The 14,673-nt window shown below is 52.8% G+C and carries 11 protein-coding genes; all 11 read right to left on the bottom strand.

The features are described 5' to 3' along the window. Window positions 1-82: 82 nt before the first annotated feature. The gene (locus tag C1N59_RS07385) at window positions 83-1,423 is read right to left on the bottom strand and encodes a lipopolysaccharide biosynthesis protein (protein ID WP_033740483.1); all 1,341 of its coding nucleotides are present in this window, start codon (window positions 1,421-1,423) and stop codon (window positions 83-85) included. After that, complete coding sequence (locus C1N59_RS07380) at window positions 1,420-2,643, bottom strand: glycosyltransferase (protein ID WP_394550489.1); 1,224 nt, start codon at window positions 2,641-2,643, stop codon at window positions 1,420-1,422. Before C1N59_RS07380 ends, C1N59_RS07385 begins: the two co-directional genes overlap by 4 nt. A gap of 4 nt (window positions 2,644-2,647) precedes the next feature. Beyond that, window positions 2,648-3,910, bottom strand: coding sequence for a colanic acid biosynthesis pyruvyl transferase WcaK (gene wcaK, locus C1N59_RS07375; RefSeq protein WP_394550488.1), 1,263 nt, complete (start codon window positions 3,908-3,910; stop codon window positions 2,648-2,650). A gap of 150 nt (window positions 3,911-4,060) precedes the next feature. Further along, a complete protein-coding gene (locus tag C1N59_RS07370) occupies window positions 4,061-6,271 on the bottom strand; it encodes a phage tailspike protein (protein WP_033740488.1) in 2,211 nt (736 codons plus the stop codon). Between the two features lie 88 nt (window positions 6,272-6,359). Continuing rightward, window positions 6,360-7,394 carry a glycosyltransferase family 4 protein gene (locus tag C1N59_RS07365; RefSeq protein ID WP_058708406.1) on the bottom strand — a complete coding sequence of 345 codons (1,035 nt, stop codon included), beginning with the start codon at window positions 7,392-7,394 and terminating at the stop codon, window positions 6,360-6,362. A gap of 46 nt (window positions 7,395-7,440) precedes the next feature. Next, window positions 7,441-8,193: a glycosyltransferase family 2 protein gene (locus C1N59_RS07360; protein WP_283786141.1), complete on the bottom strand. Its 753-nt coding sequence runs from the start codon at window positions 8,191-8,193 to the stop codon at window positions 7,441-7,443. Between the two features lie 81 nt (window positions 8,194-8,274). After that, entirely contained in the window at window positions 8,275-9,192 is a 918-nt protein-coding gene (locus C1N59_RS07355) for a glycosyltransferase family 2 protein (protein WP_033740494.1), read from the bottom strand. Between the two features lie 128 nt (window positions 9,193-9,320). Beyond that, window positions 9,321-10,457, bottom strand: coding sequence for an EpsG family protein (locus C1N59_RS07350; RefSeq protein ID WP_006119869.1), 1,137 nt, complete (start codon window positions 10,455-10,457; stop codon window positions 9,321-9,323). A 246-nt stretch (window positions 10,458-10,703) separates the two neighbouring features. Further along, the gene (gene wzc / locus C1N59_RS07345; RefSeq protein ID WP_054633473.1) at window positions 10,704-12,881 is read right to left on the bottom strand and encodes a tyrosine-protein kinase Wzc; all 2,178 of its coding nucleotides are present in this window, start codon (window positions 12,879-12,881) and stop codon (window positions 10,704-10,706) included. 12 nt (window positions 12,882-12,893) lie between these two features. After that, window positions 12,894-13,328, bottom strand: a complete 435-nt coding sequence (locus tag C1N59_RS07340) for an arsenate reductase/protein-tyrosine-phosphatase family protein (protein WP_006119871.1) — start codon at window positions 13,326-13,328, stop codon at window positions 12,894-12,896. Window positions 13,329-13,337: 9 nt separating this feature from the next. Further along, window positions 13,338-14,477: a polysaccharide export protein gene (locus C1N59_RS07335; protein ID WP_033740498.1), complete on the bottom strand. Its 1,140-nt coding sequence runs from the start codon at window positions 14,475-14,477 to the stop codon at window positions 13,338-13,340. Window positions 14,478-14,673: the final 196 nt, after the last annotated feature.

The raw sequence follows: 14,673 nt of genomic DNA, 5'->3' as shown, positions 1-14,673 counted from the left end.
TCTGAATGCAACGCCCTTTGCCTTTTTTAAGGCCAGCCATAAAACGACTCGGGCGACCCGAAGTCGCCCGTGATAATGACACTTACAGCCACTGTTCAAACCATTCCGGCATCACGAAAAGGTTGAAGTGATTGACCAGCAGCATCAGTCCCGCAAACAGTACGGAGACCGACACCCACTGTCGGGCATAGGGTATAAAACGAATGCCAATGACCGGTTTAATAAAGAACGGATGCGCCAGGGCGGAAATTAACACCTGCGAAATCGACAACGTCAGCGCGACATAGAGGACGTTCGGCCAGATAAAGGTAGTGGCCAGCACCGCCACCACCACCAGACTCGCGACGATGTTCCAGTAGAACTCCACGTTGGTGCGACCGTTAGCCTGGGAAATAGCACCAGTCAGACCGCCCATCGGGCGCAGCATGCCAAACAGCAGCATCAACGGAATGAGATGGTAAACCTGCTCATGTGAGGCACCATACAGCACGCGAACAATGACGGGTGACAAAATACCAATAGCCAGATACATCGCGCTGCTGAACAACATAATCACCAGCGTGCCCTTGAGGAACAGTTTCTTCAACTGCTCCGGATCGTGCTGCTTCTCGGCAAAGCGCGGCAGCGCCAGGCGGTTAATCACGGGCGACACCAGCTTGAGCGGTTGCAGCACCAGCTCTTTCGCCAGTGAGTAAACACCGAGCATGTCAGCGCCCATCACTTTCCCCACCACCAGCGCATCGGCCTGGGTGCGTAACTGATTAATGGTTTGCGAACCGAGCTGGTAAATTCCGTAGCGTACCGCGTTAAAAAAGGTCTGTTTGTCGAACTCCAGCGTAGGCCGCCAGGACTTCTCTCCAAGCGCAATCATGCACAAAATACGGGTGAACGCATTGATAAACAGGCCCAGAATCGCTGCCGCGACGGTGAGCGACGTAAACTCCAGCATGGCGACAACACACAGAAAGGCGAACAGCTTCGTGCCCATCTCAATTTTCGCCAGCGAAACCATGCGTTTGGTTTTGATATAGTGCGCCTGATACTGAGACAGATGACCGAGCACCAGGAAGTTGAGACTGGTCAGCATAATCAGTCCGGTTAACGCCGGCAGGTGATAGAACCAGGCAACCGGGAAAGCAATGCCCAGCATAACCAGGCCGGTACAGAAACTAATGCCGACGTTAACCCAATAGATCGTGCTCTGCTCACGGCGCGTGATGTCCTGGCGGTGTACCAGATAGCTGCTCATTCCCATGTCCTGCAGGACGCCCGCCACCGCCAGAATGGCGTTGATAATGGCCAGCAGCCCCAGTTCATGGGTTTCGAGTTTACGGGCGAGAAAACTCAGTTGCGCGACCTGCAGTACGGCTGAAAAACAGGTGCTGCCAAACAACCAAATCGCCTGTGACTTTATTCCACTCAAACCATTCGCTCCAGAATCTGTGCCAGCTCGCGGTAGGCGATATGCTGATTAAACTCGGTTTCCACTTTCTGTCTGGCGGCCGCAACAACGGGGGCAACGTCTACCTCGCCCTGGGACAGTTTCAGTAAGGTGTCGGCCAGCGCGTCAGCGTCATCTTCTTTGACCAGCCAGCCAGAAACGTTGTTTTCGATAAGTTCAGGAATACCGCTGTGGAAGGTGGAGACCACCGGCAGCCCGACCGCCATCGCCTCCATCAGCGCGACAGGAATACCTTCCATGTCGCCATCGGCGGCGGTTTTCGACGGCAGCAGGAAGATATCGGCATCACTCAGCGCCTTACGAATCTCCTCCTGCGGTTTAAAACCTGGCATGGTGACGCAATCCTGCATCGCTTCGTTCGCAATGAAGTCACGCATCATCTTATCCTGATCGCCGTTACCAATAATCGTGTACTGGAACTGACCGCCGCGCTGCTTAAGCATGGCGCTGGCTTTGACCGCGACATCCAGGCCTTTCTTCTCTGTCAGGCGGGCGACGGACACGATACGCAGCGGCGTGTGAAAACCGTCGCGCGGCTGGAAGTTGAATTTCTCAGGCTCGATGCCCATACGGGTCACGTGAATCTTTTCGGGCGGGCAGCCCATTTCGATCAACTTGTTTTGCCACAGATGGCTGATCGGTAGCATCAGCTCGCTCTGCTGAAACAGGTTGCGGTAATCCTGCTTATGCTCGTCAAGAATGTGACGACGCGAAATATCCGCGCCGTGGAAAACGGTGGCCTGTTTGCCCTTCAGAATACCCAGTTCGCGAAGTTTATTTGCCAGCGCACCGGCATAGCCGAAGTGCACCAGGAACACATCCGCTTCATAGGTCTGACGCGCATTGGCGACAATGGCGGGAAGCAGCAGTTTGCTTGACTGTGCGCCATAGCGGCGCACGTTAAGCGAACGTAATAAGGATGCCCGGGTGATTTTAGGCAAAACCAGTTTCAGGCGTTGTCCCAGCTTGTCCGTCAGCGACACTTTTTCTTCTGGCAGCAGGTAGTGCGTTTTTGCTGCCAGGCCGTACTCATCAAACGCGCCATGCCGGTTGACCAGATCCCCCGGAAATACCGAGATGATCTCAATGTCATAGCCCGCATCAATAAAATGAGTGACCTGGTTCAGAACAAATGTTTCAGAGGCAACCGGGAAACGCATCGTGAAAAAAGTCAGTTTCATCACATCATCCTATTACGTTTAGAATCTCTTCAGTGATTCGGTTACCCACTTCCCTTTCGTGCGCCACGGCAGCAGCAACGTTTTGCTTGATCGCGTCGTAGTCGGCGAGGACGCTCTGCACCTTGTCGATCAGGGAACCGTCCATCAGGCTCTGCACATCGGTCGCCATCTGCGGCAGGCCTAACTGATTCATGACGCCCATGGATTTGTGCTCATAGTTAATCGCTACGGCAGGCGTGCCGAAGTTCATCGAGATAATGGCAGAGTGCAGACGGGTACCAATGGTGAGATGACACTCGCTGAGCAGCACACCCAGTTCCAGGTCATTAAACTCGTCCATCACGACGTGATAATGCTCAGACTGTTGTACGTGGTCACGCAGGGTCAGCGCGACCATGCGGTCATCTTTGGCGTAGCTGTCGATACCGGTGCAGGTAGACAGGGCGACGACCTGATAACCGCTCGCGATCATCGCGTTAATCACCCGGCCAAATGCGGCTTCATAGTCTTGCTGCGTGACGCCCAAACGCTTATCAAAGGGGGCCAGTTCGCGTACCGTGATGGCAATGGTTTTACGCGTGCGGATCACGCTCTGCCAGTGTTGCAGGCTGTGGCTGGGGTTTTCCACTTCACGGGCACGAACCAGAAACGCTGTATCCACACCGGCCACCACTTTCGAGCTGGTAACGCCATCCCGCTTCATCAGATCCAGACTGACCGATTCACGCAGAATAAGCTTGTCCACCCGATCAAACACAAAATTTGCCAGTTGGTTGGTGCGCGCATTCTGGAACGGACCGACCGAGTGACCAATCAGGTAAATAGGTTTTTTGGCTAACAGAGCACAAAGCGCATGGTCAAACTGCGTTACGCCATAGAGGTCGACAAAGAATGAGCCGCCTACCTGGATGATGGCATCATAATCCTTCAGGCTTTCCGTAAAGGCTTTAAGGTGCGGCGGCACGGAAAATGACTTGTAAGGACCGCCTTTACCCAGGTGTGCCATCATGATGTTGGGCATCAGGCGGTTCGCTACCTTACGTTTGACTGAGCCAATCAGGCCCTTCCCCGAGGAGTTGTTATGCAGGAACAGCTTGTCCTGCTGAATATGTTGCTGAAGCAGATAACCGGAGCTGGTTGGATAACGGCTAATCACATCAATATCGACATCGTTGCGCGCGGCCTGAATTGAATCAATCAGTCCACGCAGAATCGCGCCATCCCCACGATTCCCACAGGTATGGTTACCCACCAATAAAATTTTCATAAAAACTCCGAATTAAATTTTTTCTAATTCTGACAACCGCCCAGTTCCGAAACGGGCAAAATGAACACTGATAAAAAACAGCAATAACGTGCACGCCAACAGCCCAGATCCTGTTGGCCCTGGCTGCCGCTAAGGGCAGCCCTCTCTCAATTACGCTTTAATGGCAAAATAGGGCAAGGCAACGGTTTTACCGTTAATGACCACCGACACGAAACCTTCTGGTTTACGGGTATCCACGTTGTCAGCCGACAGCGCGCGGGAAGCCAGCAGGAGATCACCTTGCTCATTTGCGCCGACGCCCGCTTTGCCGTTGTGCAGACTAAAGCGCTGCGGTGCAGCATGGCTGCCACTGTCGGGCGTAGCTTTAGCCATTTTGGCATCGACCCGTGCGCAGCGGCCGGTCACAAAACGGTCCTTCGCGGTGCTTTTGATCATGATGGCAGCAGAAGGCGTCCAGCCTGCCAGCCTGATAAAGACCTGTGTATCGGTGTCCGTTTTCGCCACGTAACGCACGTCCAGCACCGGGCTGCTGCCCTCCGCTGACCAGCTGGCTTCAGCGTGATCTTTCTTACGCTGTACATGAATCACCGCGCGACCACCAGTGTTTCTGCCGTCGATCAGATTCATCAGCGGTTCGCTGTCCGTGCCGTTGTTAAACTGCGACTGGCCGAAGACCTCGATTTCCCACGAGTCACCGACAGTAGGAGAATAAAGGTTAGCCAGTTCGTACCACACGGGCTGACTGGTGTTGTTTTCCAGCAACCAGCGCGAAGTGAGATAGTTGTATTTCAGGCTGCCATCAATCGCGACGCCGTAGGATTCAACGCGGGTCGATCCCATCTCCCAGGCGCTTAACCAGCGATCGCCCTGCTCTGAGTTATCAATCCAGCTCCCCGACTGCAGGTTGGTCTGGCGCGTATTCAGGCGCGAGTGCCAGGCGATAAGCGGGTTTTTGCAATCTTCCAGACTGAGCGCATCAATAATCCACTGACCATTGGAGATATCGCCGGGATTGTCGCAGTGTTCAATCCAGCCGTTATGAATCAGCGACTGACTGCAGCGCGGCAGATTCAGGACCTTGCCACCTTTACAGTGCTGCGCATTGAAGTTGGAAAGCTCAATCGCCGTGCTGTGATCCCAGTTGCCCTTCTTCTGTCCTGACCAGCCGGCCTGAATGACATCACCAGTACAGGCCGAGGCGTACCACTGGTCAATTTTACAGTCCAGCGTATCCAGTAGACTCAGCGCGGTGCCACCAACGTTGTTGAAACGCAGACAGGCCCCCCGGAAGAATTGCCCTCCCGGACAGGTATTGCGGAACAGACCCTGCCTGTTCGGCTTCGTATCGGTATTGCCATTGAAAATCAGGTTGGAGATTTCCACCCAGCGGGCGCTGACCTCAAACACAAACGGGGATTGACCATCAGAAACGATGGTGGTCGCCGGGAAGTAGCCGAAGTTGACCATGGCCCCGGAGATACGGAAAAAGCGACGCTGTTCTTCACCAAAGTCACAGCCTGTCACGAAGAAGGTGCCTGCCGGGAACTGGACACAGATAGGCTGATCGCTCTGTTGTGACCACTGATACATGGCTTTAATGGCGGGCGCGCTGTCGGTTTTGCCGTCGGCGATCGCGCCGAAGTCAAACAGGGACAGCCGGTTATAGTCATCCACCACGCGGCGCCAGTGAAAGCCGTCGCCGCTGAAAATCACGCCCTGATCGTCCTGAGCGGGTTGAAAACTGCCAACAAACTCGCCCCCGCCCACTTCCAGGCCGGGATGCCAGCTCTTCAGCTTAATCTTTGCCCCTTCAAACAGCGGTCGCGTTTTACGCAGATCATCGACAGAAGGAATTTCCCCGATGAGCTGATAACCGGCAGGCTGCGCCAGACGCTGACTAAAAGCGGCCTGACCCGGCTGACTGACATCCGGAATGTTGAATACGGTCTGTCCGTTGCTGTCCTCCAGCGCCATAGCGTGCGACGGATTAGCGATAAGCGCCGCATTGTCTTTGACGAACTGATCAAAATTGCCTTTGTTCAGCGTAATCGGCTGGGTGATTTGCGCCAGATTGCCGTTGGCATCGCGCAAAAAGACCGGAATCTGGTTACCGGGCTGGCGGGCATCGCTGCCTGCTTTGCCAATCCACAGCTTCCCCTGAAAATTTTGCCAAAACTGCGGTGGCATGGCGTACACATTTTCAGGGGTAAGAATGGGAACATCCCCTTTCGGGATCGCCGTTGCATCAACCGATTTCAGCGCCAGGCCCGTATTTTTGGCGGCATAACTGGAAAACGTGCTCACGGAAAGCGCACCGACAAGGGCGGAGGCTGCGGTTTGCAAGACTTCTCTTCTTTTCATGCAGTAAATCCCGTCGTCATGAAGGCCGTAAACTCAGCCATAAAAGGTGTCCCATGAGGCACAGCAAAAATGAGCATCTCCCGCCCGTTTACACCAGCGCCAGCCAGCTTTGTTTAATCTGCTTGCCGTCAAATCTCAGCGCAGTGTGTTGGGTTTTTTCGCTCATGGCGTAGAACAAGGCATCATCGCTCGCCAGTTGCTCCATCCGCGCCAGAAATTCGCTTTTCTTGTTCATTGGCACCAGGAAGCCGTCTTCACCGTGATTGATGATCTCCTGAGGACCCGTCGGGCAGTCATACGCCACCACCGGCAACGACCACGATTTGGCTTCCAGCAAAACCAGCGGTAAACCTTCATAACGCGAGGTCATCAGCGCCATATCGCTGTCGCGATAGTAGTCGTTGATGTTGCTGACTTTGCCGACGAACTTCACGCTGGAGGTGATGCCCAGCACAGCAGCCTGATCGTGCAACTGCTGGCGCAGCTCGCCGTCACCGGCAATGACCAGGGTCCAGTCTGGATGGGCTTTGGCAAAGTCGCGCCAGATATCCAGTAGCAGGTCAAAACCCTTTTGATTGTCCAGACGGCCGACTGCCAGCGCCTGGCGATGACGCGAGGTGCGTTGCCAGGCTTTGTATACGACCGGGTTGGGGATGGTCTGGCTGGGAATGTGCCAGCGCTGAAAGACCTGATGATCTTTATCCGTCAACACAATCACGCGGTCGTAGTAGCGCAGAAGCAGGAATTTGAGGAATTTAATGGGCTTGCTAAAGGAGTTGATGGCCACGTGCTCACAGGCATAGGCTTTGAAACGTTTCTTTTTAAACGTCATCAGATTCCAGAACGCAAACATCACGCTCAGGCGGCCCATGCTGATCAAAAACACGGTATCAAAGCCTTCCTGCTGGATACGTGCCACCGCACTTTTAATCGGGTTACTTTCCCCTTCAAAGCTGACGATGCGCTTAACCTTTTCAAACGGGTAAAACGGCTGACCGTGCCCTTCCAGCGAGTAAATGGTGACGTCGTGCTCATCACCGAGGCATTCCGACATAAAGTTACAGATATTCTCGGTGCCGGCATACGAGTAAGCGTCTTTGATCACCAGGACGATTTTTTTCATGAAACGTTATCCACCTCAAAGTTTACAGACAATCCTGCCGATCGGCTTAACGGTGTTTCAGGCTAAAAAGCACACCGTTCACCATATACCAGGCGTAATAGTAATAGATTTTTAACGGATTGTTTTTATAGATAATTCTTAATAGTTCGAGGTGCCATTTCGCGGCTTTATTTTTATTACGCGACAGAGAATCGCCCAGCTCATAATAATTCACCAGAATTGTCTGAATTATCCTGGCCTGTTTATAACGGCTAAACAGTTCGTAGAGGAAAAGGAAGTCTTCATGACCTTTGCGCTGGAAAAAAATACCGCCTGGTGGACGGCGAAAGCACACGGAAGAGAAGCAGACACGGTACTGTTTTTTTACGAAGTTGTCCTGCTGTAAATACGGCTTCGAGTAGCGGATATCGTGGTCAGCTTTGCGGGTTTTATAATGATATTCGGTAATAACCAGATTATCCCCATCGGCTATCGCCTGCATCTGCTGACGCAGTTTATCACTGTGCCATTCATCATCGCTGTCCAGAAAAGCAATGATCTCTTCTTTGGCCGCGCGCAAGCCGACATTGCGGGTTTCGGCTGCGCCCATGTTCACGGCATTGTCCAGAATCGTAATACGCGGATCCTGGCACTGTTCTTTTACCCAGGCGAGGGAGTCATCGGTGGATTTATCGTTGATCAGATAGAGGTGCCAGTCCTGATAGGTTTGATTTAACACGGACTGCACGGCGCGTAATACCGTCTGGCGGGCATTATACATAGGCATCACGATGCCAACGGTATCAGAGTGATTAGTCATTTTCATACCTGAATAAATAAAAAGACGGAGCAACCGGGAGAGGCTTCCGGCAGCACAGAAACGTCACAACATTTAAGAGAATCAGGAAAGTGCCTTTTCACCGCCAAAACGCGCTTTCAGCTTGTCTTTCACGCGGTTGAGGAAGTAGGTGCGATTGTCTTTATTAGTGAGCAAGAAATAGCGGGCAAAACTCACGCTCGCCATCAGGGCGTTGCCATCCATTTTGTAGCGCAGCGGCAGCTTAAAGGCTTTATAGGTGTGAATATCACGCGCGGTAAGGTGCGGCTTCATGGTATCCAGCCAGAACAGGGAGTACTTGACCGATTCCCCTTTGTGCTTTGAACCGAACGAGGTCACCAGATGATAGTTCGCCAGCGGCGCGTCAATCATCTCGAACCGGTAACCCATCCGATCGGCACGGATACAGAAGTCATAATCCTGATGGCGAATAAAGCGCGCATCGAACTGAATTTTGGCGGCATCTTCACGCTTCAGCACAATCGTGCTGGTTTGAATGAAGCCATAACAACCGAACAGATATTCCGCCACCGTTTCATTTTCAGCAGGCGGCTGCATTGGCATGACTTTCAGGAACGCGCCGTCCTGATAGATATTCACCTGGCTGAAGATAATGGTCTTGTCTTTGCCCTGCGCCTCAAGTTCGGCAATTTTTTTTGTGACCTGCAGTAGCTTATCGGCGTGCCATTCATCGTCGGCATCCAGGAAGCTGACATAGTCGCCCGTGGCCAGTTCAATGCCTTTGTTACGCGCACCTGCGCCATTCAGCTTGACCTCTGACAACACCAGGTTGATGTCCAGGTCCTGGTAACGCTCGCTGCGAACCACCTCGGCGAGCGCGGCGGCATCCGCCGATTTGTCATCAACGATGATGACCTCGAAATGACGATACGTCTGTGCTTTAACGCAATCCAGCGTCGTGACAATCGATTCTGACGCGTTATAAGCCGGAATTACGATGGAGAAACGAATGTCCTTCATTGCCAGCACCTCATTAAAATAGTTCAAAAATAAACAATTCAATCGACAAAGGTCGAAGAAAAACCTGTGTTCTGACTGGCAACCGCCCCTGCGTGACGCCTTTCACGGCAGGACGATCGCCGGGTTGATTAGCGAGTCAACCAAAACTCCTGCGCCACTTCGTAGCCGACAACCGCCTGTTTGGTGGAGATGGTGTTGTAGTAGAGGTAATAGAGCAGGAAGAAAACCAGCATGCCAAACAGTGCGGGCTTCCAGACGCGCCTGGCCTGAAAGATGAGCGAGGTCAGAATAATCGGCTCGACCTGTTGCAAATAGTTGGACAGACGTGAACCCGACGGGAAGTTGTACAGGAAGATCCTGATCGCCCCGCCGATAGCAAAACTTAAAATCAGCAGATAGTTAAGACGGTACTGGGCGTAATTTTCGCGCTTCAGCTCTTCCGTCAGCATGAAATAGAAGAAGATAAACACCAGCATAATGTTTTTCAGGTTCGAGACTGACAGGATACTGCCATCCATTGCGTAGGACGGGTCGTTGTTATAGCCCGATGCCCTTTCACCCAGTGACCCCAAATGACCGGCAATCAGCGCGATAAAGCTGGAACCGCCGACAACGGAGAGCGGCAGACTGAAGAGAATGATAACTACCGGCCACCAGCGCCAGTCACGAATAAACAGGAACGGCACCAGCGTCACCACCATAACGGCGGTGTTGTGGCTCATAAAGGACAGAATAAAAAAGGTAAATGCCCACCAGTAACGCTTGAGGTAAATGGACCACAGCACACCCAGGAACAGCGCGGAGCTCAGGCCAAAGCGAATCTGGTTTATGTCTTTGTTAATAAAGATGTGCGCGGAATACAGCGCCAGCGCCAGCACCGGATAGGGTGACATCTTCTTAAAGAAGTAGGTATTTATGGAAACTGCAATGGCACAAAACACAAACAGAAAGACGCTGGCATTGTGCGAAAACAGGCTGGTCAGCCAGGCCATGGCGAAAATCAGCGGTTCGTAACGGAAAAAAGCGACGGTATTAAAAAAGCCGTTAATCTGAATGCGTCGTACGAAGTCCTCGAAGAAACTCCGGTACTGAAAGTCATCCATGCCGGTGCCCAGACCGCGAATACCGCCGAAAACAATCAAAATCATGGCAGCAATACAGAGCAGCCAGGTTAAAGCGTAATTTGTGCGTTCGTCTTTTTTAACCAGGATTTCGAACAGCGAAAGCAGCAGCAAAAACCCTGATATTGACCAATATGGAGCCATGGTGTGATTCCTTAAATCCACAAGTTCACATGCCAACAGTGGCCAGCGCTGAAGCCCTTCCAGGCGGCTGTCTCAGCGGGTCTGCGTGAAAGACCAGGGCATGTTGATGATGAATTCTGATGATTGACGTGAGATCGTCGCTTATTGTGCGTTCTATCCAGAATCATCTGTGCAAATCGTTGCGTGTCGTCATCGCAAGCCAGCGATCAAAAGGGGCGGTGAAACCCGCCCCTTCTCACTTAGCGCTTAGCTTTTCGTAGGTTTACCGTATTCGTAGTCGTAGTAGTCGTAGCCGTAACCATAAGAGTTAGCGGCTTTGCGTACCACGGCGTTCAGAATCACCCCTTTAATTTCGATACCGTTCTGGGCAAAGCGTTTGAAGCTGACATCCACTTCTTTCGTGGTGTTAGTTTCGAAACGCGCCACCATCAACGACGTACCGGCCAGTTTTCCGATAATGGACGCGTCGGTAACAGCCAGAATCGGCGGTGTATCAATCAGGACCAGATCGTAGTTTTTGCTTGCCCAGTCCAGCAGTTCACTCATACGGCGATGCATTAACAGCTCCGATGGATTCGGCGGCACCTGACCACGTGGCAGGAAATCAAACCCGTACGCGCCCTGCTGAATCATGGCCGGGCTAAACTCCGTTTTGCCGGACAGGACGTTTGACAGCCCGGATTTGTTATCGGCACCCAGCAGTTCGTGGGTATAACCCCGGCGCATATCACCGTCGATAAACAGCACTTTCTGACCGGCTTTAGCCACCAGCGTCGCCAGGTTGACACAGATAAAGGTTTTACCAATGCCCGGGCTGGCCCCGGTAATCATCAGGATGTTGTTTTTCGCCTCCATCATGGCGAAGTGCAGGCTGGTACGCAGGCTACGAATCGCTTCAATGGACAGATCGGTCGGATTACCCAGCGCCAGCAGCGTGTCATGCGGATCGGTTTTCACCTTGTGGCCACGACGTGCCAGCGCTTCGGTGTCTTTCTTACGCTGCCAGTCGGAGAGCGGTACGCTGGCATAGACGTTCATGCCCAGCTCTTCCAGCTGTTCTGGATTTTCGATGCCGTGATGCAACAGGGCTTTAAGCAGAACCACGCCCACGGAAACCATCAGGCCCAGGATAAAGCTGGCGGCGATAATCAACAGCTTCTTCGGTGCTACCGGTGCGTTAGCGGTGGCCGCCTGGTCGATGATGCGAACATCACCCACGGTACTGGCCTTGCTGATGCTCAGCTCTTGCTGACGGTTAAGCAGTTGCATGTAGATTTCCTGGCCTGACTGCACATCGCGGGTCAGACGCAGAATCTCTTGCTGGGTTTTCGGCATCTGCGCAATTTTCTTGTTTAACTCAGCCTGCTCATCTTCCAGCGTTTTGCGCTTCTCAAGCAGCGCACGATAGGTCGGGTGATCTTTGGTAAACAGCTGCGACACTTCGGCTTCACGGAAAGTCAGCTCGTTAAGCTGGCTCTGTACGCTGACGGAAGAATCCAGTGCCGATTTCGCTTCCAGTGAGAGGTCAACGGATTCATTCGCGCGGCGGAAGGCGTTCAGCTTATCTTCAGCCTGATCCAGTTTGGCCCGGACTTCAGGCAGTTGCGTTTTCAGGAACTCCAGGCTTTTCTCCGCCTGCTCAGATTTACGCTGAACGTTCTGCAACAGGTAGTTGTTGACGATCTGATTCAGCACCTTACTGATCTGATCCGGGTCTTCACCCACATACTGCAGGCCCAGCACGCCAGTATCTTTTCCTTTATCCGCGACGGTCAGGTTAGACAGGATGCTGTTAATCGCCTGCAACTCGTTCAGTTTGGTGACGGTAAATGTGGTGCCGGGTTGAGCATTGATATCGCTGACCAGCATGCTGACATCACCGTGTTTTTCAAACTGCCCGACTTTTCCTTTAAACAGCTCATCCCCGTCAGCCGAAACGGTGTAGCTGTCTTTTCCGGTCACTTCCAGCTTAACGCTGCGTTTGTCGATAGTGCGTGGGATCTCCAGACGGGAAACCGCGACCTCGCCCGGTTTATTGCCCATCAGGCGTGACAGACCTTTACCGATAACCGGGAAATAGTTCTGTGAGACCACCGCGTCCAGACCAAGGTCCTGAACGGTTTTGCCCAGTACCATACGTGATTCCAGAATCTGAATCTCAGTGTCAGAAGCAGGCGTGGTCGGCATCAGCGTTTGCAGTTCATTCAGAACGGTGCTGGTGTTCTTTTGCTCGACCTGAACCATCGCATCGGCGCTGTAAATGGGCGTTGCAAACAAGGTGTAAAGGGTTGCCACCAGCATGAAAAAAGCGGTCACAGCGACGATCACCCACCGGTGATCAATCAGCTGTCCCACAAGGTGTGCCAGATCCCATCCATTCGATTCCTCGCGTGGCGCGGTCATGACTTTATTTTTACTATTCATGGATAATCCCAACTATCGGCTTAAAACGCTGACCCATTTCTGAGTGGCGTGTTCCAGTAACCCGTAAACCTCTTCAAAGGCCTCACGGCTTTTTCTGTACGGATCCGCAATTTCCTTCTGATCGAGCCAGTGCCCAAGCAGCATCGTTTTGCCACGCGCTGCCGGGTCAATGCGGTTAACCTGTTCAATGTGGCGCTTTTCCATCACCAGAATCAGGTCATATTCCCGACACAGGTTGGCCGTTAACTGTTGGGCCTCGTGCCCTTCCAGTGACAACCCGTTATCGGCCGCGACGTCAGAGGCGGTTTTATCCGCCGCGTGCCCGACGAGGGCACCCAGACCAGCTGAGGCGACAGAGAGTTGCGGCAGCGCACGTTTGAACAGGCGCTCTCCGGTAGGAGAGCGGCAGATGTTGCCTACGCAGACGACTAACACAGACTTAATCATGGCGAAACCTTAGTTCGACCAGTTGCGGATGCGTTGTGCGGCCTGCGTCGCATCGTTAACACCGGCTATGGTTGGTATCAACTGCGATATCACGCGGTTCCAACGCGTCAGCGGCGTCGAGGTCACGTAGACGATATCGTAAGGTTCGAGTTGGAATTCGGTACCCATCACCATCGATGCAGCATCTTTGGTGTTCAACTGGTAAATATTGGCGATCTTGTTGCGGTCTGTGCCGCGTGTCGGACGGATAACAAAGACACCGGTCGCATCCGACGTGGTCTGATCCATGCCCGCCGCATTGCCCAGCGCTTCCGCCAGCGTCATGCCACTGCGATCCATCTTCAGGGTGGCCTGCTGTTTCACTTCACCCATAACGAAGACTTTCAGATCGTCGTTGCGCGGCACATACAGAATGTCGCCCGGATAAAGCAGATGGTTTTGGCTCAGATCGCCATTCTGCATCAACGCCTGCAATGACACGCGCTGTTCGCGGCCATTATGCGTCAGAACCACGTTGCGCCAGTCGGCGTCCGCAGCCAGTCCGCCCGCGGCGTTAATTGCGTCCAGGATAGTAAGCGGAACGTTGGTAATAGGCTGTTGACCTGAGGTGGTCACCGCACCGGTTACGTAAGTTTTCTGTGACTTAAAGGAAGCAATGCTGACGTCAACCTGAGGACTTTCGATGTACTGTGCCAGGCGACGCGCGATCTCATTACGCACTTCCCCTACGGTCCGGCCTGCGACACGGACCCGACCAATATAAGGGTAGAAAATGGTGCCATCTGAATGGACCCAGTTACCGGTGTCGCTTGCACTGCGGTACTGACCAGCGGGCGTGGTGAGTTCAGGGTGATCCCATACGGTCACGGTGAGCACATCACCAATGCCGATACGGTATTCATAGTTCTGAATCTCATTTTGCAGTGACGGGTTGGCTTGTGCTACCAGTGGCTTAGGACGCATTCTTTCCACCAGGCTCGGCGTTAACGGATACACGTTAACGTACTTGTCGATGTCAAAGTTGTTGTCCTGCTGCTCAATGACATCTTTTCCCGAAGTGGATAAATTTTGCCCCGGCACGACGGTACAGCCGGCCATAAACGTGGCAGATACCAAAACAGGTATCATCTTCATTTTCATTGTAATCATTTAGATCTTCGCTATCAGTTAATGTTTGATAGAGGCAAGTACGCCGCTGTGTAAGCGCTCAAAAAAAGTAAACTATCCTGACTCAGGCACTGAACATGTCGTTCATTATTCTTAGCTCCTGTCTTTTACCGATCACGCGCTTTACCCAGAAAGAAATAAAGCAAAGCAGAACATTGCTGTTTATCAATGCCGTACC

The organism is Pantoea sp. SGAir0183 (assembly GCF_043545505.1).
The sequence above is the reverse complement of the archived record's forward strand: the minus strand, read 5'-3'. Positions and strand labels throughout refer to the sequence as shown.

Excerpts from the sequence above, each read along its gene's own strand:
- C1N59_RS07380 (WP_394550489.1), bottom strand. The coding sequence starts at position 2,643 with ATGAAACTGACTTTTTTCACGATGCGTTTCCCGGTTGCCTCTGAAACA.
- wcaK (WP_394550488.1), bottom strand. The coding sequence starts at position 3,910 with ATGAAAATTTTATTGGTGGGTAACCATACCTGTGGGAATCGTGGGGAT.
- C1N59_RS07370 (WP_033740488.1), bottom strand. The coding sequence starts at position 6,271 with ATGAAAAGAAGAGAAGTCTTGCAAACCGCAGCCTCCGCCCTTGTCGGT.
- C1N59_RS07365 (WP_058708406.1), bottom strand. The coding sequence starts at position 7,394 with ATGAAAAAAATCGTCCTGGTGATCAAAGACGCTTACTCGTATGCCGGC.
- C1N59_RS07360 (WP_283786141.1), bottom strand. The coding sequence starts at position 8,193 with ATGACTAATCACTCTGATACCGTTGGCATCGTGATGCCTATGTATAAT.
- C1N59_RS07355 (WP_033740494.1), bottom strand. The coding sequence starts at position 9,192 with ATGAAGGACATTCGTTTCTCCATCGTAATTCCGGCTTATAACGCGTCA.
- C1N59_RS07350 (WP_006119869.1), bottom strand. The coding sequence starts at position 10,457 with ATGGCTCCATATTGGTCAATATCAGGGTTTTTGCTGCTGCTTTCGCTG.
- wzc (WP_054633473.1), bottom strand. The coding sequence starts at position 12,881 with ATGAATAGTAAAAATAAAGTCATGACCGCGCCACGCGAGGAATCGAAT.
- C1N59_RS07340 (WP_006119871.1), bottom strand. The coding sequence starts at position 13,328 with ATGATTAAGTCTGTGTTAGTCGTCTGCGTAGGCAACATCTGCCGCTCT.
- C1N59_RS07335 (WP_033740498.1), bottom strand. The coding sequence starts at position 14,477 with ATGATTACAATGAAAATGAAGATGATACCTGTTTTGGTATCTGCCACG.